This window comes from Candidatus Parcubacteria bacterium, from assembly GCA_021414235.1.
GTDB lineage: Bacteria > Patescibacteriota > Minisyncoccia > Phycocordibacterales > JAKFXT01 > JAIOOV01.
Window position 1 is genome coordinate 16,793 of record JAIOOV010000003.1, and the last position, 21,213, is coordinate 38,005.

Annotated in this window: 21 protein-coding genes; 4 read left to right on the forward strand and 17 right to left on the reverse strand. The window is 51.7% G+C overall.

Annotation, left to right across the window (positions count from 1 at the left end; all coding sequences use genetic code 11):
* Genes K8Q93_00125 through K8Q93_00135 form a run of 3 tightly spaced genes read left to right on the forward strand, consistent with a single transcriptional unit; the run spans nucleotide 1 to nucleotide 3,042 of the window.
* The gene (locus K8Q93_00125) at nucleotides 1–1,227 is read left to right on the forward strand and encodes a glycosyltransferase family 4 protein (GenBank protein ID MCE9643648.1); all 1,227 of its coding nucleotides are present in this window, start codon (nucleotides 1–3) and stop codon (nucleotides 1,225–1,227) included.
* Between the two features lie 4 nt (nucleotides 1,228–1,231).
* A complete protein-coding gene (locus tag K8Q93_00130; protein ID MCE9643649.1) occupies nucleotides 1,232–2,215 on the forward strand; it encodes a glycosyltransferase family 2 protein in 984 nt (327 codons plus the stop codon).
* 44 nt (nucleotides 2,216–2,259) lie between these two features.
* On the forward strand, nucleotides 2,260–3,042 hold the full coding sequence (locus tag K8Q93_00135) for an FkbM family methyltransferase (GenBank protein ID MCE9643650.1): 783 nt from the start codon (nucleotides 2,260–2,262) through the stop codon (nucleotides 3,040–3,042).
* A gap of 27 nt (nucleotides 3,043–3,069) precedes the next feature.
* On the opposite strand, the gene K8Q93_00140 is transcribed toward K8Q93_00135, so the two are convergent.
* From K8Q93_00140 to K8Q93_00160, 5 genes are read right to left on the reverse strand one after another with little or no spacing between them, the layout of a single operon-like run.
* Nucleotides 3,070–3,780 (reverse strand): FkbM family methyltransferase, encoded by a 711-nt coding sequence (locus tag K8Q93_00140; GenBank protein MCE9643651.1) that lies wholly within the window; start codon nucleotides 3,778–3,780, stop codon nucleotides 3,070–3,072.
* Nucleotides 3,781–3,799: 19 nt separating this feature from the next.
* Entirely contained in the window at nucleotides 3,800–5,029 is a 1,230-nt protein-coding gene (locus tag K8Q93_00145; GenBank protein ID MCE9643652.1) for a glycosyltransferase family 4 protein, read from the reverse strand.
* Nucleotides 5,030–5,056: 27 nt separating this feature from the next.
* A complete protein-coding gene (locus tag K8Q93_00150) occupies nucleotides 5,057–5,824 on the reverse strand; it encodes a polysaccharide deacetylase family protein (GenBank protein MCE9643653.1) in 768 nt (255 codons plus the stop codon).
* A gap of 11 nt (nucleotides 5,825–5,835) precedes the next feature.
* Nucleotides 5,836–7,584, reverse strand: coding sequence for a hypothetical protein (locus K8Q93_00155; GenBank protein ID MCE9643654.1), 1,749 nt, complete (start codon nucleotides 7,582–7,584; stop codon nucleotides 5,836–5,838).
* Nucleotides 7,581–8,315 (reverse strand): polyprenol monophosphomannose synthase, encoded by a 735-nt coding sequence (locus K8Q93_00160; protein ID MCE9643655.1) that lies wholly within the window; start codon nucleotides 8,313–8,315, stop codon nucleotides 7,581–7,583. The genes K8Q93_00155 and K8Q93_00160 overlap by 4 nt, the downstream gene beginning before the upstream one ends.
* Nucleotides 8,316–8,359: 44 nt before the next feature.
* Between K8Q93_00160 and K8Q93_00165 the strand changes: the two genes are divergently transcribed.
* The gene (locus tag K8Q93_00165) at nucleotides 8,360–9,616 is read left to right on the forward strand and encodes a methyltransferase domain-containing protein (protein MCE9643656.1); all 1,257 of its coding nucleotides are present in this window, start codon (nucleotides 8,360–8,362) and stop codon (nucleotides 9,614–9,616) included.
* A 44-nt stretch (nucleotides 9,617–9,660) separates the two neighbouring features.
* Here K8Q93_00165 and K8Q93_00170 read toward each other — a convergent pair whose 3' ends face one another.
* From K8Q93_00170 to K8Q93_00225, 12 genes are all read right to left on the reverse strand, one after another.
* Nucleotides 9,661–10,320: a class I SAM-dependent methyltransferase gene (locus tag K8Q93_00170; protein ID MCE9643657.1), complete on the reverse strand. Its 660-nt coding sequence runs from the start codon at nucleotides 10,318–10,320 to the stop codon at nucleotides 9,661–9,663.
* Between the two features lie 7 nt (nucleotides 10,321–10,327).
* Entirely contained in the window at nucleotides 10,328–11,395 is a 1,068-nt protein-coding gene (gene gmd / locus K8Q93_00175; GenBank protein ID MCE9643658.1) for a GDP-mannose 4,6-dehydratase, read from the reverse strand.
* Nucleotides 11,396–11,464: 69 nt separating this feature from the next.
* On the reverse strand, nucleotides 11,465–12,613 hold the full coding sequence (locus tag K8Q93_00180; protein ID MCE9643659.1) for a glycosyltransferase: 1,149 nt from the start codon (nucleotides 12,611–12,613) through the stop codon (nucleotides 11,465–11,467).
* Nucleotides 12,610–13,251 (reverse strand): GtrA family protein, encoded by a 642-nt coding sequence (locus K8Q93_00185; GenBank protein MCE9643660.1) that lies wholly within the window; start codon nucleotides 13,249–13,251, stop codon nucleotides 12,610–12,612. Before K8Q93_00185 ends, K8Q93_00180 begins: the two co-directional genes overlap by 4 nt.
* Nucleotides 13,252–13,274: 23 nt before the next feature.
* On the reverse strand, nucleotides 13,275–14,735 hold the full coding sequence (locus K8Q93_00190; GenBank protein MCE9643661.1) for a glycosyltransferase family 39 protein: 1,461 nt from the start codon (nucleotides 14,733–14,735) through the stop codon (nucleotides 13,275–13,277).
* 51 nt (nucleotides 14,736–14,786) lie between these two features.
* Nucleotides 14,787–15,815: a glycosyltransferase family 47 protein gene (locus tag K8Q93_00195; GenBank protein ID MCE9643662.1), complete on the reverse strand. Its 1,029-nt coding sequence runs from the start codon at nucleotides 15,813–15,815 to the stop codon at nucleotides 14,787–14,789.
* On the reverse strand, nucleotides 15,812–17,017 hold the full coding sequence (locus tag K8Q93_00200; protein ID MCE9643663.1) for a glycosyltransferase: 1,206 nt from the start codon (nucleotides 17,015–17,017) through the stop codon (nucleotides 15,812–15,814). Before K8Q93_00200 ends, K8Q93_00195 begins: the two co-directional genes overlap by 4 nt.
* Nucleotides 17,014–17,889 (reverse strand): hypothetical protein, encoded by an 876-nt coding sequence (locus K8Q93_00205; GenBank protein ID MCE9643664.1) that lies wholly within the window; start codon nucleotides 17,887–17,889, stop codon nucleotides 17,014–17,016. The genes K8Q93_00200 and K8Q93_00205 overlap by 4 nt, the downstream gene beginning before the upstream one ends.
* Nucleotides 17,890–17,962: 73 nt before the next feature.
* Nucleotides 17,963–18,706: an orotidine-5'-phosphate decarboxylase gene (gene pyrF / locus K8Q93_00210; protein ID MCE9643665.1), complete on the reverse strand. Its 744-nt coding sequence runs from the start codon at nucleotides 18,704–18,706 to the stop codon at nucleotides 17,963–17,965.
* A 12-nt stretch (nucleotides 18,707–18,718) separates the two neighbouring features.
* Entirely contained in the window at nucleotides 18,719–19,393 is a 675-nt protein-coding gene (locus tag K8Q93_00215) for a hypothetical protein (protein ID MCE9643666.1), read from the reverse strand.
* A gap of 118 nt (nucleotides 19,394–19,511) precedes the next feature.
* Entirely contained in the window at nucleotides 19,512–19,922 is a 411-nt protein-coding gene (locus K8Q93_00220; protein ID MCE9643667.1) for a hypothetical protein, read from the reverse strand.
* 49 nt (nucleotides 19,923–19,971) lie between these two features.
* Nucleotides 19,972–20,922 (reverse strand): hypothetical protein, encoded by a 951-nt coding sequence (locus K8Q93_00225; protein MCE9643668.1) that lies wholly within the window; start codon nucleotides 20,920–20,922, stop codon nucleotides 19,972–19,974.
* Nucleotides 20,923–21,213: the final 291 nt, after the last annotated feature.

Consider the following 21,213-nt stretch of genomic DNA (forward strand, 5'->3'; position numbering starts at 1 on the left):
ATGTCTAGACCCCTCCGCGTCCTCATCCTCACCTACATCTACACGGATTATGATCCGCGCTACGGAGGCGAAGGCCGCGTGGTCTGGGAGACCACCAACGCGCTCGCACGTGCTGGTGTCGAAGTGTACGTAATAACTTCCATGAAGAAGCTTGACACAGTCCCCCACCCGAACGTACACCTCTACCAGGTACCTTTCGCTAAGAAAGATTTTCTAAACTTCAACGCAGGAGAGCTCCTCAAGATATTCTTCTGGTCCATCCCCCTCATCTTTCTCAAAGGTATCGATATCATCCACCATCTTCCGACCAACGGCCCCAATCCTTTTGCACGCTTCAAGTTCGGTAAGACATTCGTGATGAGCGCCGATCCGGCATGGGATTATGAGAACTCAAAATTCGGCAAAGAATTGAAGCTAGACAATTCACAGAAAAACCAAGAAGCGGGGTTCGCGAAACGTTCCTTCGATCTCTCCTCACGCCTCGCCCTGCGCTTCTTTCGCATGATCGGCGTAGACAACAAGTTCCCCGAGGGCACCGACATATTCTTCTATCGTGCGCGCAGCCTGCAACCCACACTTGAATCCTTACGACCAGAGAGCATTCTTGCCTACGTACCAAACGGAGTTGATACGCAAATGTTCTCGCCGCAGAACCCCCCTCTCTTCGAGCGCACTCAGCAGGGTCTGCGCTTCCTCCACGTGGGAAGCGTGTCCCGAAGGAAGGGTACAGAGCATCTTCTGAACGCCTTCGTCTCTATCCTTCCGCGCTATCCAGAAAGCGAACTCTTCCTCGTAGGCAGAGGACACCCAGAATTCATCGCTGAGCTTAAGCAGACTGCGGCACCCTACCCGCAGGTGCACTTCTTTGACAACATTTCAAACGATGACCTGCCAAGAGCCTACACCTCTGCCGATGTGTTCTGCTTAGTACCCCTCTCCGGTTCGACTCCTACAGTCATGGGCGAAGCCATGGCCTCAGGTCTCCCTATTATCGCCACCAAGGAAAGTGGGAGCGGAGAAGCCGTCGAGGAGCACGAAGCGGGCCTATTGGTCGAACCAGGAAATGAGGCGGAACTCGCACAGGCCATGGTGAATCTCATCGAAGAGAGGGCTATACTGGAAGAAAAAAAAGCGAACTCTCTCGCCGCTTCGCGCTTCTTTGACTGGGATAATATCGCCCGTCTGCTTATCGCAGGATACGAGCAAGCACTGGTAAACAAGAAATAACCCTATGAATGAGCAGCTCAACACCCCGATCGCCATCATCGTCTTCAAACGCCTGGACGCCACCAAGGAGATGTTCGAGACCGTGCGCGCTGCGCGCCCTCGTAAACTCTTCATCATCGCTGATGGGTGGAGAAACGATGATGAAAAAGAGAAATGTTTTGCTGTACGAGAATACCTCGACGGTGCTGTGGACTGGTCATGTGAAGTATATAAAAATTACTCAGATATCAATATCGGATTAAAGAAAAGAATCGTCTCTGGCCTGGACTGGGTTTTTGAAGCCGTCGAAACCGCAATTATCCTTGAAGACGATTGCATCCCCGATGCATCATTTTTCCCATTCTGTGAAGAACTCCTCGAAAAATACAAAGATGATCCACGGATCATGCACATAGCGGGGATGAATTTTCAGCAAAGAAATAAGGATTTCACTACTGATGGCAAAAGTTACTACTTTTCTCACTTCGGAGAGATCTGGGGATGGGCTACCTGGAGACGGGCTTGGAAACTCTACGACGTGAACATGAGCGCGTGGCCGAAAGCTAAAAAAGAAGGGATGCTGCAAAACCGTATTCAAGATCCTGCGGCAGTCGACTATTTCGAGTATCGCTTTGATTTTGTTTATGACGCTGGAGACAACAGGAAGATATCGGATGTGTGGGGAGCCCAATGGCTATTCACGCAGTGGCTTCATGACGGGCTCGCCATCGTTCCAGTCACTAACCTCGTGTCCAACCTGGGCGTAAGCCCGGATGCGACTCATCAGAAGGCAGCCAAGGTAGAGAGTCAATTCACTAATGCTCCCACAGTGCCCGTAACCTTCCCTTTGGTGCACCCTGCCGATATGGAGATCAATCAAGTAGCCGACGCGTTCAGCCTCAAAGCCGGATACCGCATCAAACGCCGAGCGAGCGAGAAGGTCATCTTTTTCCTAAAGCGACATCTCCCTGCTCTGCACGCCTGGCTCAAGCGCTTGCGAAAAGCGTAAAAAAGAGGGAAGATTCACCAGCCGCCCACACGCTAATTCATATTATGGACAAACACGCTCTAGGAAATTTCATAAAAATAAAACCGCGTAGCCGCATACGGAACAAGCTTTCTCACCTGTGCTTAAAATGGCGCAAGCTTCTCGAAAACGAGATACAAGGAGACATAACTCGTACAGGAGAAGGAACCTTTCTCAAAGCCTTCCTTCAAGCCAATGGCAAGAACCCCCTGACAGTGTTTGATGTAGGAGCCAACGTGGGCGATTGGAGCACCTTCCTATGCAAAGAAGCCGAGGGACCTATCGATCTGCATGCTTTTGAGCCGATCGCCGAATTCACTGTACCCCTTACACACGATACGGCGACGATAAAGATCAAGTCAGTGAAAGCTGCAGTGTCCGAGAGAGCCGGTACCCTACAGGTCCATAAGTGGCCGAGTACGGACCAGTCTTCCGTATACGAACGTAGACTTACTCACGACAAACAAGGGAAACCTGAGATCGTCTCCATACCGGCTATACGGCTCGATGACTACATTCGCGAGAACGGCATCACCCATATAGATCTCCTCAAGGTAGACGTGGAAGGTCACGAACTTTCCGTCCTAAAAAGCCTTGGAGAATATCTGAATCCGTCCTTCGTCTCAGCTATCCAATTCGAATATGGGCTGACGTACGTCGATTCTAGCTCTTATCTTTTTGATATGTACCGGCTTCTCGATGGTTACCGCATACACAAGCTCTTCAAGGGAAAGCTCGAGGAAACTCCCTACCAGAGCAACCTGGAGGATTTCATGTACACCAACTATATCGCTCTGGCCAAAGATTAAATTCTTCTCTCCTTACAGAACCAAGTATTATCTGGTAAATAGAAAACTAAACTCAGTCTTATCCTCTGTCATATAAAATATCCGATACCCTTCCCCATGAAGGATCTTAAGCATCTTCTTCGTTTTACCCACCCCAATTCCTTCAAATCTGTGCTGGAATTCGACAAGCAACTGTGCCGGCCTGATACCGGAAGCTAACATATCCTCTAACACCTCGTACTCCGCGCCCTCGATATCCATTTTCAGGATGTCTATGCGGGAGTGGTCTAATTCCTGCATGATGGTGAGGAGACGTTTGACTGGAAAGCTCTCGGATTTGGTATTGCGGGGAATGTTACTCCAAGAAACGTTCTTTGCTTGATAAGGTGCATAAAACGTAAGGGATCCGTCTTTGGCCGCGACACCATAAGGGTGGAAAGTCAGTCTCGGCAGCCGGTTCGCTTCCATATATTTAATAGCCCGTGGAGTAAAATCAAACGCGTGCAACTCGACCCCATAGCGTTCGATTATTTCTTTATCAAAAGAAGCATCCTCTCCTATACCCAGCGAATACACTATCGCCCCTTCCTCGAGATTCTGACCAAAGAAAGCATACTGGGAATACCCAGGCGTCCCCGCAAATTCGTAAGGACATGTTATTTCCACTCTTACACCATTCAGATTGCGCCTCAAGACAAAATCAGCAAGATCACGAAAGAAGTGCAGCACAGCTCTGACGATACGCTTAATGAAGCTCATATAATGAATCTATTCTGACCTAATAACGAGCTTCGTACGCTGCGAGCTGATGAGTAATTGAAAATTCCTTTTCAAGGCGTTCACGTCCCGCGCGACCCATAGCCTTTGCTTTTTCAGAATCAGACAAGAGGCCGATGATCCGCGAGGCGAGAGTTTCTATGTCTAAGGGGTTTACGATGTAACCAGTTTCTCCGTCCCGTACTGCTTCACGCGAGCCACCAAAACAGGTTGCAACAACCGGCCTCCCTGCCGCCATGGCTTCGAGGTTGGCTGTGGGGAAGGAATCGAAAATCACCGAGGGTACCGCTACCACGTCAGCAATACGGTAGTACTTATGCATATGGATATACTCGACTGCAGGCACGAAAACCAGATTTCTTTCTATACCGAGACCTTCGATGATCCCCCACATGACAGGTTCGTGGAGCCTGTCAGCATTGAAGCCGACGACGAGCAGCTTAGCTTCCGGAAGTCTCTTGTGCACAAGCTCAAAAGCGCGCAGCAGGACATCGCGCCCCTTATCGGGTGTGAACCTGCCGACAAAGAGTACGATAGGAGAATCGTCCACACCGAGTTCTTTTCGTAGCGCCAAGGTATCGAAAGGTTGGTCAAAAGCCGCCACATCAACGCCATTCGATACGACCTCGACTCTTTGCGCGATACCATTATGAGCAAGCGCTTGCTTGAGCGCAGCACTCACGGCGAATACCCTATCGAGCCTTGAAAGATAGAAGCGGATAATCAGATTCCGCAAGGGGTTATACCGCTTCCGCGCGTCTCGCGCATTCACCAGCCACGGAACATAGTAATTGAAGGACTTGGGAATATCCTTCGAGGAGTAGTCGATGAAATTATGAAGCTTCTGATACGCAAAACTCATCACATCGTGCACAGTCAGGAAGGTCTTTGCTCCCGCACGTCTGGCGATAGCGATAGTGTGGTAGGAGAAGAAATGATGGACATTGTGAAAATGAACGACATCCGGTGCAAGAAGACGTAGTTCCCTCTCGAATTCACCAAGAACCTCCGGATTGTACAAACTAAGCCATGCCCACCAGCGCGGATGATAGTCTGTATAGAAAATACGCACTGGTATTCCCTGGTACTCTCTCCAACCAGTTTCTTTTCCCCTCTCCTGCGTAGTTGCGAAGACACGCGCATCTACTCCTCGAGCACGCAATCCCTTGGCCTGAAGGAAAGCGACGCTATTAGAACCCCCCCAATGATCAGGAGGGAAATGGTCGTTCACTATTAGAATCTTGCGCGATAAATCCATTTAGACCGTGGTGGCGGCGGCATCAGTCTTTGGTATCCCGAGAAGTTCGCCATTCCCGACAAAACGTACTTCTCCTTTTCGCTCAGACATCCGCGCGAGGAGCCATTCAAGATCATCCCATAACCCATAGCGCTCTAATTCCCAAGAGTGTCCCCATAGGTGGAACACCCCCCCTCCCGCAAGAGCATGGTCAAACGCCGCAAGAGCCGCAGAGCGCCAACTAGTCATAGCAGAGAGAGGCACGCCCAAGGAACGGAACGAGCCATAGCGTTCTGAAAGAGGCTGAAAAAGCTTACCCCAATAGTAATTTTTTCTATCAAGCTTCCGAAACGGAAAAGGGTACACTTGCACTGTGGTACCGATAAGAAAAGGATCCTGAGGGGGTTCAGTCACGCCAGAGGCTGTGGTCCGCGCGCCCTGGAAACCAGCTTCCTTGACGAGCTCCACGACACGCGCGCTGTAACGACCAGAAGGATAGCAGAAAAGCGGAACTTCCTGCCCAAGCACAGCTTCTAACCAAGCTTTCCCCTCCACCATCTCACGCAAAGCTTCTGCCTCTGAGAGTTTGGTGAGATCCGGATGGGTCACTGTATGCGCACCGACTTCGTGGAACAGAAGGAGGGAGCGTATCTCTTCTTCTGTAAGACGTGGTTCAGCGTATTTCTCTGAGATATAGAAAGTGCCACGCACGCCGTAACGCTCAAGAAGCGCCGCCGTGCGCAGATCGAGCTTATGGCCGTCGTCCCAGCTGGTCGTTACGGTGAGCATAGTGATGAAGATTATCGCTTGACGGCATAGAGCGTGAAGTCCCCGCTTTCGACTATCGGCGGATATTGAACGATACCTGCAAGATACCAAGAAGGCTCCCTCTGCCTGTCCCAGAGCACATAGTCGATCTTGTACCTATGTATATTCTCAAGAAGCGGCACAGATGCAAAGGCCTGGTACTTAGGAATGAGATCCTCAAGAACACTATCAGGGAAACAGCCCTGCGAACCGCAGAGGTCCCTCCAATAGGTACCGATAAAGATCATGCTGCCCAGCTCCTTGCGATTCGCCAGCTCGTACACGTAGGCGCGAATGGATTCCGCAGTTACTCCGCGAAGAGCGAGCATGGTGAAGTAGCCATGCAGAATGCGTTCACGAGGGACTTCAAAAGTAGCATCCGTACCCCCGGCCGTGTACACGTACTGGCCAGTGTAGGCCCCCAGGCGCGTACAAAGATAGTAGTCGGCCATTATCACCGACCGCGGTGCGGCCTGCTCGCGGAGATAAGTTACGATCGGAGCCACAGACTGGAGCCGGATAGCCTGTATCTCATGTGCAGTATAAGAGATGGTTTGTACGCCGAAAGAAAACCAAGCAAGCACGGTCACAGCGGAGACGACGAGAGCGCTCCGCAACAGGCGCGGGAATAGAGCCAAGATTTCTCCTCCAAGGAGGGACATAGAGAGCAGGAACATTGGAATATTCGTGAAAAAATGAAAGTGCTCCAGAAATATAATCCTGCCAGTGATGATCTGCTGATTAGAGACAACGAACCCGGTAACAAGAAGAAGGTAGACGAAGCGGTATTTCTCTGAGAAATACCGTGCCCACTCCGCACCGAAACGCGCACCCGCAAACTTCCCCCAGAGAAAGGTGAGTAGATAAAGAAAAAGCGGCACCAGTATCATCTTCTCCAGAACGATCTCGTGCGTGAGGATGGCGGTCGTGAGCGCACTCTGCGTATCGCCAAGGAACACACGTACATTAAGGAGAACGAAGGGCAGCATTACTGCCAACGCTGCGAGGCCCGCGATGAAGGAGTACCTGAGTAGCCCCCGCTCGTGCACAAAAAAGGCGTAGAGGAACAAAAGCCCGAGCACTGTCGCGGCGAAAGCCCAGAAGTAGAGATAGATATAGATGAGTACACCCGCCGCGAGTCCCGCAAGGAGCGCATTTCGAAGCGTCGGACGCTGAAACAAAGAAAAGAGTGTCCACAGTGATCCAAAGAAGAATAGCGCACTTACCTGAGGATTCACCGGACGAGAATGAGTAAGAAATTCACGATAAGGACCTTCGAACAAGAACGTACGGAACATCTCGGAGAAACCCGCAAACCGTACGAACTCGTTCCCAAGAAGGACTGCCGCTGCCGCAAGAAGTGCGGTGATTGGACTCCTAGAGAGACTGAGCGCGAAAAAATATAAAAGAAGTGTAAGCCCAGCAGGAAAGAGGAATTGCATGCCGATATGGAGAGTATCGAGCGGAAGACCAAGGATCTTACCTGTCTTCCCCAAGAAGAATTCGATGCCGAAGAACTGAAAAGAATTCCTGGAGTTCTGGTATTCATATTGAAATGGATCAGCAACCGGAGCCTGAGCATCATAACTCTTACCGATAAAGGTCAGATAAAAATCAGCGTCTCCAGCCTCTATCATGGGAATACCTTGGTATTCCGGCGAGAACTTCTGATATAGGAAAGGAGCAGCATGAATGCTCCCGACGAGGAAAGCGAGCAGAATAGCCAGGATGTGTTTCTTCATATCTTCGTGTGGAAGCGCATCTTCCAAGGAGCTTTTAGGCCCTCGAGAATGACACCTTTCGACATCTTCGACTTGCCTGCGTGCCTGTCCTCAAGAAGCACGGGCACCTCTATGATGCGTGCGCCCTTTTTCCAAAGCCTATACTTGAGTTCCATCATAAAGCCGTGTCCCCTGGTGCGGATGCGTTCCAAGTGCGCTTCGCGCATGAAGCTCTTGCGCATGAGGATGAAGCCCGCAGTCGTGTCATTTACTGGCATCTCGGTGATTACACGACAGTAGAAATTGGCCCAACGAGAGAGGAGCCTGCGCCAAAATACCCAGCCGACGGTGCCGCCGCCCGACACATAGCGAGAGCCGATGATCATGTCTGCCTCCTGCCTGAGCGCCATCATGCCCGGCAGGTATTTGGGGTCATGCGAGAAGTCCGCATCCAACATCTGGATCCACTCCACAGAGGGATCCTTCATGACCTCCTCGAAGGCATTGAGATAAGCTTTGCCGAGTCCTTCTTTCCCTTGGCGACTCAAAAGCTCGAGATGAGCATCCGTAGACATCATCGAGCGCACGATATTCCCCGTGCCGTCCGGAGAGTTGTCATCTACTACCAGGATGTCTACTTCGGGGAGAAATTCGCGCACGTGTGGGATTATCTTGACGATGTTTTCCGCCTCGTTATAGGTCGGGATGACGATGACGGTCTTCTCCATGTAATTCTTGGTAAAGTAGCGCATTTTCTCTTGCTGCGCAATGACAGAAGTGATACCATCCCTTCATTATGAAGCGCACAACCTGCCGCATTTCCGGCGAACCCTTGGTGGAGCTTTTTTCGTTAGGAGATCTCTATATCTCCGATTTCCTGCCGAAGGAAGTGGCGCCTCGCAGCGAGAAGGTGCCTCTCACGATGATGCTTGCCCCTGAATCCGGACTAGTACAGCTCGCAGATACTGCGCCCTTCGACAGCATGTACGAGCAATACTGGTATCGCTCGGGCACCAACGAGTCCATGGTGGCAGAGCTCAAGGATATCGCCCTCTCTACGGCCAAGCTGATGAGCCTCAAGCCTGGCGATGTGTTCGTAGATATCGCCTGCAATGACGGCACCCTCCTCTCCTTCATTGATCCGGGAGTGACCCGCATCGGCTTCGACCCGGCCAAGAATACGTATCGCGAGGCGGACCAGAGCCGCTTCAACCTCTTCGTCAACGACTACTTCACGGCCAAAGCCTATCGCGAGTCCTCCTTCGGTGATAAAAAAGCGAAAGTGGTCACCACCATCGCCATGTTCTACGATCTGGAAGACCCACACTCCTTTGTGAAGGATGTAAAAGATATCATGGACGACAACGGCCTCTGGGTGGTACAGATGAGCTATCTGCCGCTCATGCTCAAACAGCTCGCTTTCGACAACATCTGCCACGAGCACATAGAATACTATTCACTCGAATCCTTCAAATACCTCCTCGATAAGCATGGGATGAAGATAGTGGATTGCCAACTCAACGATGTGAACGGAGGCAGCTTCCGAGTATACATCCGCAAGAACGAGGCCGACCCGACCACCTTTGCCAACGCACCATACCGAGATGTCGCCGAGGCCCGCGTAGAATCCATCTTCGCCTACGAGAAAGGCCTCAACCTGAAAGACCCACAGACCTACATAGATTTCTACAAAAAGTGCTGCGAGCTACGCGACCAGACCCTCGCCTTCATGCACACAGAGAAAGCCAAAGGAAAGACTATTTGGGCTTACGGAGCTTCTACCAAAGGCAATACGCTCCTGCAGTGGTGGGGTATCGATAACACTCTCATCGACGGCATCGCTGAGCGCCAACCCATGAAATATGGACTGAAAACGGTAGGCACAAACATCTCCATCGCCTCAGATGAGGACATGCGCGCGGCCAAGCCCGATTATCTCTTTGTGCTCCCTTGGCACTTCATCGAATCCTTTGTGCGTCGCGAAAAAGAATTCCTGGAGCGTGGCGGCAAGTTCATAGTCCCCTGTCCTCGCTTCGAAGTAATTGGCAAGTAAGAAACTTATAAAAGAAAAACCACCCTGGTTGGGTGGTTTTTCTTTTATCTCTCCAAAAGCGGTTTCCTCATCTCTAGAAAGATGATGCCGAGGGGAAGAGGCTGGAGGAAATAGGTACGCGCAGTAGGCGTCACTTCTTTACCCACAACGAGGAGCTCCTTGGCGTCAAAAAATCTCTGTTCCGTCCACGGCCACACCCAACGTAGCATCTTGGGACGAGCCAGAGTGTACCAGACATTATGGTAAGAATATTTATACGGCACAGAGAGGAGGGCTGTTCCTCCTGGCTTCAGAACACGGTAGTGCTCGCGAGCAACAGTGATTGGATCCTCGAAGTGTTCCAGGAGTCCCTGGCTCCACACGAAGTCGAAACGCTCCTCCGTCGCGAGCTTCGTACAATCATCGATTATGAAAGATGTGTTTGTGAGACCCCGCTTCTCTGCGAAAGCTGCCGCTTGGCGCACTGCAGATTCAGAGATATCTACCCCAACGAGCCGCTTTATCTCCGGCGCAAGCGAGAGCGAGAGAGAGGCGCGCCCACAACCGAGCTCCATCATGACAGAGTCGCGTGTGAGGTAATGGCGCACTATGCGACGAAAGAAGAAATTATAGACGGTACGACCCCAATCAATGACGGTGTCCACCCAATTACTCCGCTCCCAGATCTCCTGCCATTCCCCCGCCTGCTCGGTGGTCTTTTGCATCAAGAGATTATAACAGCCCCGCGTCTTTCATCTTCTTGAGACGTTCATAATCAGCCTTGACCATCATACTCACGAGCTGCTTAAAACTCACCTCAGGCTTCCAACCAAGCTTCTCGGCTGCCTTGCTGCTGTCTCCCAAGAGATAATCCACCTCGGTAGGACGGTAGTATTCTTTAGCGATCTTTACTACTACTTTCCCGTTCTTGGTCTTGCCCACTTCATTAAAACCCTTGCCGCTCCAGGTGATAGGCATATCAAGGACCTTTGCAGCCTCCTCTACAAACTCCCGTACCGTATGACTCTCGCCAGTCGAAATGACGTAATCATCTGGCGTTTTCTGCTGAAGCATCTTGTGCATAGCCTTCACATAGTCTCCGGCGTAGCCCCAATCCCGCTTCGCATCCATATTGCCGAGAGCAAGGGACTCCTGGATACCCAGCTTCACCTTCGCAAGAGAGATGGAGATTTTACGGGTCACGAAATGTTCACCACGCCGCGGAGATTCGTGATTAAAGAGTATTCCAGAGCAAATGAAGAGCCCACGCTTCTCTCGATAGCCTTTTACGAAATCCTCGTGCGCCAGTAATTTTGCGTCGCCATACGGACTGACTGGAGCAAAGACAGAATTCTCATTCTGAGGAGGATTGGTGCGACCGAACATCTCGCTCGTTGAAGCCTGGTATATCTTCACCCTGGGATTTACCTTTACCGCCTCGTGAATGAGCCGGCCCAAGCCATGGTAGTTGATATCCATGGTCTCATCCGGACACTTGAAAGAAATACCGACATCAGACTGGGCGGCAAGATTGTAGATCTCGTCAGGCTTGCTCTCTTCTAATGCGGCGCGCAAAGATGCTCCGTCACGGAGGTTGCCATACACGATATGGATACGACGTTCGGGACGTATTAGCTTCTCAATCCGCATCATCGGCTCAAGACTGGTACGGCGCATGAGTCCCCAGACTTCGTAGCCGAGATCTATGAGGTATTCCGCGAGATAGGAGCCATCTTGGCCAGTTAGACCGGTGATGAAAGCCCTCTTTTTCTTAGATTTTTCAGGGGATTTAGCAGGCATGATAAAATCTATATTAGCAAATTATCCTTATATCGCAAGCTTTATTGGGAAAATTCAAGGATAAAGAGCCTAGTGAGAACGAGGAGAATCTAGAATTACACGAGCGCGTTCTTCCCAGGTGTAGTGCGTCAAGAATAAAGCTTCGGCCGCCCGTGCCCTCTCGCGAACATCTTCACTACCCGTGAGCACCCTAAGGAGAGCCTCAAGAAGAGCATCACTATCCCCGGGCGGAATGAAGACCGCCTCTTTCTCCGAAAGAACCTCACGAACAGAGGGCAAGTCGGTAGTAATCATAGGCACGCCGCTCGCCATATAGTTGAACATCTTCAGGGGTGACATGTAGTAGGCATAGTGCTCAGTAAACGGAAAGTTCATCACGTGTACGTCCGCTGCGCGAAAATACGGGATGATCTCTCTCTGGCGCAGATCCGTGTCCACGCGCACATTCGAGAGCGGAACCCCAGCCTTCTCACAAAGAGCAAGCACAGCTGCACGATCCTTCTCCGGCATACCGGTAAGGAGGAGGAATGCATCGGGCTCTCTCTCTAGGACTTCCGGGAAGAGGGCGATGATCTCCTCCACGCCCTTCCCTTCTCCCATCGTATGGATCGCTCCCACGTAAGCCGCCACCTTGGCTTCCAGCGGAATGTCTTTAGACAGCCTCCAAGCATCGCGATCAAAAGGCACTGCATATTTGGAAGGATCCGCGCCATCATGTGCCACTAATATTTTCTTATCATCCGCTCCCGCCTTAAGGAGAAGCTCCCGCAGGCCGCCGCTTATGGTCACGAGCGTATCGGCGCGAGAAAGAAGCGAACGTGCGAACCAGTTGAGCTTGCGTGTATGCACTTCCCAGAGCGTCCTCAAGCCAAGGAAGGTGGTGCCCCAAAGAACTACTTCGTCGCGACCATAGATAAGGGCGGGGCGCGCGAAGAGCGCATACACAAAAGAAGAGAACGCGAAAGTAAATACCTGGATGAAGAAACCTACGGCCCCGAAGTGAGGGATGAGGTCGAGCGAAAATACGCGCACGATGCGGAAGTTCCGCTCTACGTCATAATACTCATAAGGATCTGCCTCCACTCGTCCAAAGCGCCAGGGTACGACTAAGGTCACTCTGTGACCCAAAAGAGCGAAGGCTTCACACATCTTGGTAACCTGAAGGCCATGAGCCTTCTCCGTAGGGAGCCTCATGTTCGCTATATAGAGAAGCTTCATATGAGGTGAACCTTGAATACCAGGAATTTGTAACCGAAAAAGTTGCCGAAGACCGATATCGGAACAGTACTTAGGACAGCCATGTTCGCCCAGAGCTTAGGGGATATCCCCCAGAGAGGACCGACCATGTTCACTAAAACTGAAATCACCACGACATTTATAAGGGCAGTCGCACCAGAAACCAAGAAAAAGCGGGTGTACTCGCGATGCGTACCGGATAGATTTTCGGACTGAAACACTAAGAACTTGTTCCAGAGGAAGGCGTGAGTGATCACGGCGATGAAGGTAATTATAGAGAAAAAGGTGATGAGATACCCTTCCGTGATACCACTCACCGACATGAAGGAATTAAATATGGTCAGACTAAGGAGAGTGTTGAGTACCCCTATTACTCCATAGCGGGAGAACTGACGAGTAAAGGATTCTGGCAGCGGTAAAAGAGTAAGTACCTTTAAACCCGAAGCCATAGCGAGCGGTACTAAAAGGCACCACAGGAGCGCTGCGATGACGAATACCCCTCCGGAGAGGCCGAGTATGCGATAGGCACCCAAGTATCCGAAAACAGCCAAAGAGAACAGCGCGATGAGCTCTCCCGCAAGGAGACCGAACCAGAGAGAGGATTGGAGATGGCGTGTCATGGTGTGCTGATTATCCCCAAACCTTACTTTCTCGCAAGGGAGAGATACGGACCGGCGTTCCCCACCCTTTCATAGCGAATAAAAAGCTCTCCGTGCTTGGCGTAATCCGCCCCCGTCACGATCACTCGGTCCGGCACCCCCTGCTTCACCAGCTCAAGGGTGTCGGCGCCGTAGACCATTGTGTCCGTAGTAGCGATGTATTGATAGTAACTCTCCGTACGAATGAAAGGTACTGCCTCTGGTACGTTGTAAACGAATAACGTTTCTCCTGCCGGGACTTCCGAGAAATATGCTTCCAGCTCATGCGCCGCAGTACTGCGATAATGCTCCGCTACCCAGGAAGAGTAATTGAGTTGATAGAGGTGCAGCGTGCCCACAACAAGCACCATGCCAGTAATGAGTACGGGACCCAAAGAACTCGAAAAGACAGGTAGAAAGCGACGGAGTTCTTCGTAGAGCACTTTCAGGTTATGCGGAGCAAAGAGAAGCGCGAGCACCAATGCCGGGAAAAGGTAGCGATACCAACCCGCCGTACGCAAATAGGCAGCAAGGACGAGGAGAGAGAAGGAAAGTGCCGCCCACTCAGCAATAAGAATGCGCTCACCGCGGAAAATGCGAACGATAACTGATACCAGCCACAGGAGAATGAAAGCTCCGCAGTAGAGTGGCGTCGCTTCAGTGAAGAAGCGCAACGCGTTCGCCAGGATGATCTCTCCGAGTGATTGGATACCGTAAGGATTAGCATAGTACGCGAGCGTCGCTCCCGCCTTGTCCCCTATCCCGAACTGGAGATACAGCCAGAGCGAAACGGGTAAGGCGAAAGCAATCATCGCCGCCAATATTTCTTTGAAACGGAAAGTGATCGTACGGAAGCGGAAGAGGAGCGCGAGTCCGATCGCTGCCGGGAAGAGAAGGAGGAACGGCTTCGTAGCGACCGCAAGGCCTGCTGTGAGACCTGCTCCGATATAGAGACCTGCTCCGGTGAAATTCTTCGCTTCAATCCGCCAGAGGAACATGAGCGAGAGGGTCATGTAGAAAAGGCCAGGAACTTCACCCAGCACATTCTTGCCGTTCCCGTAGAGAATGGGCAGTGTAGCGAGGAGCAGAAGAGAAAGGAATGCCGTCTCTCTACCGAACGCATCGTAGGCGAAGCGCCACGCTACCAAGAGGAAGAGCAGGATGAAGAGCGCCATAGGCAGGCGTGCCGCGAAAAGAGTGTCACCGAAGGTATGGAGCGACAGCGCTATCGGCGCCAAGAAAGGATAGCCTCCGGTGATGAAGCCAGAGGAGACAAATTCCCCGGGAGCTACCTGAAGCGTCTGCTCTCCCCGCTCCGCTATAGACTGAGCCACCTGGATATAGAGGCCTTCGTCATACCAGGTCGGCGGGCTCTCCGTAAGCGCATAAAAGGCGTAAAAAGAGGCCAGAAGGAAGAGAACCCCTGTCACTACCCCATACCACGGCAATCGAGCTAGATGAGGCATTTTAGAAGCCACAGAGGGCGTGTAATGGCCGTATCATACCATCCCCGCTGCCTAGAGGAGGTGTGCAAAGGCATACCGTAGAAATGCCTCGCCGAAGAGTTTCTCAACGAAAGCTGCCCGTGCTCGCTCCTGCATCGCTTTAAATTCCTCCTCTGTTAGCCCCGCGTAGAAATCCGCGACGATCTGCGGCAATCGATCCATATCTTTATAAGAAACTCGTAGAACGAAGGAGGAATAATCTATCTCGCTCTCAAGCGGAAGCTCCGTCTCTGTGTCTATAAGAAGCGGTATCCGACCGAGGGAAAGCGCTTCGTAGAAACGCATCGAGTAATTACCATCCCCTTTAGGCGCGAGTACGAAATCAGAATTCACCATGTTCTCAATATATTCCCTACGGGCCGTCTGCGGATCGGAGGTAATACTGTGCGCATGCGCGGAAAAAGTCTTACGTATCAGAAAATTAGAAACTACTAGCGCGGAATCACGCAGCCGCGCGAGCGCAGCTCGGCGGAAATAAAGCCCCGGGCGATGAGCGCGCAATGCGGAGTTCTGGAAGAGCGCGTGTGCTTCCACCAGAAGAAGCCGCGCATAATAGCGGAGGCGACGGCGCAAAGAATCGAAATCCGCCCAACCACAAAAGCCTACAACAGGCCTCTCCCCCTTTGCGCGCAATGCGACGCCACGCGCACCCAGATCTTCCACAAAGGGCGCCGCAATGATCTCATTGGTCGCTTTCTTGTAGCGATACTGGGAGTAGCGGAAGACGATCGAATCCGGCACCTCGATCGGCGAATCGTAATCGCTGTAATCGAAGATCAGTATCTTCTTCCCATGCTCTTCCGCACGAGCCACTACGCGCGCGAAATATTCTTTCTCCAAGGCAATGCGATAGAAATCATGTGGCACTAGGAAATAGTCCGCTATCGCGGGATCTTCCACAATCTCCACGATCGGCTCGCGGAGCGTCTGCAAAGCGTCATTAGTGAAGAGTCGCTCCGGACGATCGATAGTTCCTAAGTTTGGGAAAAGCAGCGGAATATGCGGCTGGCCCGAAATGAGTTCAATATGGACCTTCTTCATAGAATTACAGAGAGTGCTTCTTTCATCGCTCCTTCGACGCGTTCAGCAGAAAAGAGCTCGGCAGAGCGGAGCGAAGCCTGTTCCGAGAGTCGTGCACGCAAAGCTGGATCGCGCATCTCTAAGAGCCGGTCTACATAGTCCTGCGCGCTCTCTGCAAGGAGGAGATGCTTACCTCCCTCGAAAGGATATTGGGATAGTCCACGAGGAGACGTGACTGTAGGGATGCCAAGCGCCAGCGGCTCAAATATCTTCTGCTGCATCCCCGCCCCCATGAGCGAAGGGATCACCGCGATATCCATGGTCCGGAGGAACGCACCGAGGTCGGCTACATAGCCCTCGTGTGCCGCAGACGAAGTAAAGAATCCCTTAAATTTCTCCGGCACCTTGCTGCCGAGGATGTGGAATTGGAATTCCCCTGGCGCAGTCTTCTCCATGAGAGGAATTACTTCCCGAAGAAGAAAGAGCAGCGCGCTGCTGTTGTGATACACGTTATACGTCGAACCAAGGAAGAAGACATGGAGCGGAGAAGCCGAAGAAATACTGTGCCCGCTTGAAAGGAGTCGCGGCAAAGAACGGAGCGGAAGAATGACGGCCTTCTTGGCTCCGAGAAGGCGGTAGATCTTCTCTTCCTTAGGTGTGATGGCGCAGATCGCGACGCTCCACCACACAGCGAAGCATTCGCTCATGAGCTTGGCGGGAAAAGTCAGGAGACTGTAAAGACTCCAGCCCTCTTCCTGGACTGCGTGTACTGGTTCGAAATTGATGGAACGCGTAACGATGTGGATGCCGCGTTTCCGTATGGGCGCATAGAGAGGCCAGAGATAGGTATAGTCTATCCATACCAAATCGGGCTGAAATTCGTCGAGCTGCTCCCGCAAGACTCTCTGGATCTCCGGATCACGGTATTCATATGCTGCGCCATCCCAATTGAACGGATTAAGGAGGCGCGCAGCGTAGTAGCGCCATGTGCCGAAATGAGGATGCCAGCTGCCGCCCTTGTAAGAAATCGGGAAGATAGGAATACCGAGGCGTTCACGCGTCTCCCCCACTGTCTGATCATGTTTCGGCGTCACCTTGGCGATGACGCGCACCTCGTAGCCCATAGTGATGAGCATCTCTATGCCCGCGGCACGCTCCTGCTCGTCCGCGCCGGTCGAGGGATACGGAAAATTCGGCGTAACCACGAGAATCTTCTTTTTCATGAGTTTGCGATACCCTCGCCGTAGACACCCTTGATGAGCTCCAGGTCTTTGCCGCTTTCCCGGAGAAGCGAAAGATTCTTCTGCTCGAGCGCCGTGAGTATCTCTTTGCCGCGACTATCCTCCAGATTGAGTGTGGTGTAGAGCTCACGGAAGGCTGCAAAATCCTTGATGAAGCAGACTCCACCCGCGCCACGGCCGCTCTGGTGTACAGGATTGTTGTAATAGTTGGCCTGTACTGTCATGTAGGGATCAGCATCCATCGCTTCCTTCACTGCTTCGTAATTTGCACCGAGTTTCTCTGCGAGATCGTGGATGAGGTTCGCGAAGACCACGCGGATAAGGCCGTGTACATTATGGGTGTATTTGAAAAGCTCTGCTTCCGTCGAAGTCATCACCTTATTGAACGCGCTCTGCGGGAGAAGAGCGAGCACCTGTTCTGCTGCCGCCGCTGATTCCGGACGCTGCTTCGGGAAGCCTACGATATTGAGAATGGGATGCGCCGCATCTTCCGCAGCCTTGCGTGCAATGAGGAACTCGGGAGAGTAGAGCACTGTGATACCGGGGAATTTCTCCTGGAGCTGCTCGGTGGTGCCGGGGACGATAGTGGACTTAATGACGGCGATCTTCCCTTCTCCCACCAGAGAAAGTGCTTCTTCTACCGTCGCTGCACTGAAGCCCTCCGGAGTCGTCGGTGTCGGCACAGCGATGAATACGACATCACAATCCTTAATCTTCTCCTTGTTGGCGCGATACGGCTCTTCAAGGGAGTAGCGCGTCACGGAGTAGCCGCGACGCTCGAAATCATCCGCGTAGTTCTTGCCGATGAATCCCTGTCCCACGAAGCCAATCAAGGGTTTTTGAGCGTCAGTCATACGCGTCACTTTAGCATAAAAAGATAGAGCCCGCCCGCGACCAAAGTCGCAGACGGGCTCTGAAGGAAGGCGATCAGCGAACCGCTGATTCGATCTCCTCGAGCGTCCGCTTCACCGCATCGCGAGGATACTTGTCCTGAATGATCGGACGCCCAACGACGATACGGTCAGCCCCTGCACGAATCGCTTCAAGCGGAGTCTTAACCCGCAGCGGATTCTGGTCATCGCCCTCGACCTCCGCCCATTTAGGACGAATGCCGGGAGTAACGATCGAGAACTTGCCGCCGAAGCCTTCCTTGAGAAAAGCTGCCTCCGCGGAAGAAGCGACCAGTCCGGCGACGCCGGCTGCCGCAGCGTTCAACGCCAACTTCATCACCATCTCACGCAGTCCCCGCCCAAACAACGACAAGGAGTCATCCTCCGAAAGACTGGTGAGCATGGTCACACCGAGCACATCCGTCTGAGGAAGCACCTCACAGACAGCACGCATCCCTGCGGGACCACTGCCGCACATCGTTGTCAAAAGAGAAGGAGCGCACGGCTGCAGAAGTTCAGCGTCGGTACGCATGGTCTCCGGGATATCGTTGAGCTTGTAGTCCGCGAACGTACGGAGACCCCTTGAGTGAAGTTCTTCCAGAAGATCGTGACCGCAGGCACGAAGTGCGGAATTGATCTTGATGCAGACATCCGTGCCAGCAAGCGTGTCCGCGAGCCGCAGCACCTGAGATCCCACCCAGTTCGCCCCCGCTTCCGGACGAGGAGGTTTGAAGTCAGCGGCTACGATCAGCCGCTCAGGAGAAGTGAGTATCCTAACCATGGCGACCTCTTTCTAGCTATAGGTAGCGTTGAGCCGAACCCAATTCTCCACAGGTTTCTTCGGCGGGATGGCCACTGACCCCTGCGTGCACAGAGGACAATCCTCAGGAAGCCAGCTCGGCAGATGCCGATCGATGAGAGAGACGATCGTCCGTTCACCGTTCATCTTCAGACCGGAGCGATTCACCAGGGCCGCATCGAAAGGCAGCACCTCCCCGCCTTTGACGGTCACCGCTTCGGCTACCAGCGCGAGACTAGAGCCAGTCGTGACGACATCTTCGACCAGTAGGATCTTCTCGTCGGGACGGATGACGGTCCTGTTGAAACGCATCTCCTTGTCCTTGCCTTCGCCGATCTTCTCAGCGTAGGCGCACAGACAGTGGCGTCCGGTCATATAGCTGATGTGCCGGCAGACATCATGCGCGAGAGTGATAGCTCCCATCGCCGGACCGACGACACGATCGACTTCCGACAGAACGAGTCCTGCCTTGGCCAGACTCGTGACTAATTCGATGGCCGCGTGGTCGAGCACGACCGGATCTTCCATCACGAGAGAGCTATTGAAGAATCCCCCGGAATGTTGTCCGGAGGTCAGGAGGGCGTGAGGACGCTTGGGGTTGCCATCATGCATCCACAGCGCATTCATCTGCTGATATTGGGCTATCCAGCCCGCTTCGCCGCGATTCATTTAAGTCTCCCAAAGAACCAGGCAAAAGCCGCCTGTAAGCTTGCCGGGAATCCGGCAGTCTGGGGGCAGCTTGGAGGAAAATGTGTATAAAATCAAACACCGCGCTCCAGGCGCGGTGTTACCTCCCTATCCTAGAAATCGCTTCCCTCAGTTCCGCAATATCCCGCCTGATCTCAGAGAGAGTGATTATCTCCTTATCAAGCTCCTCTTTCATATGCTTAAACTCAGAGAGTTCCGCGTCCACCTCCGCCTCCGTCTTCTCGATCAGCTTCTTATCCCTCTTGAGACCGGAGATGATGATGGCGTCTCCCACGAAGAAAGACACGAAGAGTCCGGAAAGGAGGAGGATGATGAGGCTCCACACAAACGAGCCGACGCTTGAGATACCGAGTTCATCCGCCATCATCCACACACCCCGCCAGAAGAGCACCACGCCGATGCCGCCCACCAGAGCGTAGAGTATCGGCCTGCGCGAGAGTCGCGTGCGCACATAATCCTCCAGCTTGTCGAAGAATCGCATAAGTCGCATAAGATTTAGTGAATCACCTTAAAGGTCATTTATAAACCCTATCATGTCCCTAGAACAGGTTTCTAAACCACACCCCTATTTTCTTGGTAATTGAAGATTTGATGATATTTTGTGTAGAGGTAACGTTTGTTGTAGAAATTGCTGATGGTTTTATAGTTTCTGGTGTATTGGTAGATTTATCTTTTATACTTGCTTTAGTTTTTGAAGTTTCTTTCTTGGGGGCAGGAGCCGCGGTCACATCTTTGGGTACAAGAGGAGTCATCAGCACTGGCTGAGTGTCTACTGGTTTAAGAACGCAAGAATTTTTTGATTCATTCAGAACATAACCCTGAGCACACCCACATAAATTTTGTCCGGCTACCACTCCATGAGAACCAAGTTTTTGGGTGCAAGAATCAATTGAGTCCACAGAGGGACTCGGCGGCGGGAGTTGATTATATTTAATTAAACAACTATTGCCCGAGAGGGAATACCCTGAATTACAGTAACATTTTGAATCAGACGGATTCAGAGTTGAATTGGTGGGACACGTTAACGCAGAAGGCGGTGTGTAATTACCAATATAGGCGTCCGATGTTTCTTTAGTTTCTAGAGACTCTTCAAACGTCCTTTCTCTGTGAGTAATGTCGCATGTTTCGTCATCACTTTGGAGAACAATTTTGTCCCAGGTATCTAAATCAAAATCTGTACCAAGATTAATAACTATTTGCCTATTTTTATAGCGCTGTATTGAGCTAGAATAACAACCCGAACCATATGTAATAAGATAATTACGGTTATCACTCTGACTTTTAACAATTGCCTTTTTATTATCTGTATCTACATCGAGTAATTTAAAGTAAACGTTATTTTGTTTTTTTACACACTGATCGGTATTGTCCAGAGTGTAGCCACTATCGCATTCACAGCTTTTGTCAGAATTATTGTAGCTAGAATAGAGACCAAATTTCGTATGACAAACACTGTCTCCATAAGTGCATTGACCTGACGAACCGATCACATAACCATAGCTACATTTACAGGAGTTACTTAGTGAATCATAGCTTGAGTTATACCCCAATTGATCATGACACATACTGTCCGCGGACACGCAGCTGTTGCCACTTACCACATAACCAAAATTACATTTACATGATGAAATACCATCGTAATAAGAGTTTGAAGGACAGGTAGGCGTAGACAATGCGGCAGAGTTGTAACTTCCATAGGACGAACCTCCACATCCACTGGTATACCCCAAGTCTCCGCAGACGTAACTTCCGGTATCCGATGGGCAACTATGCCACCGATG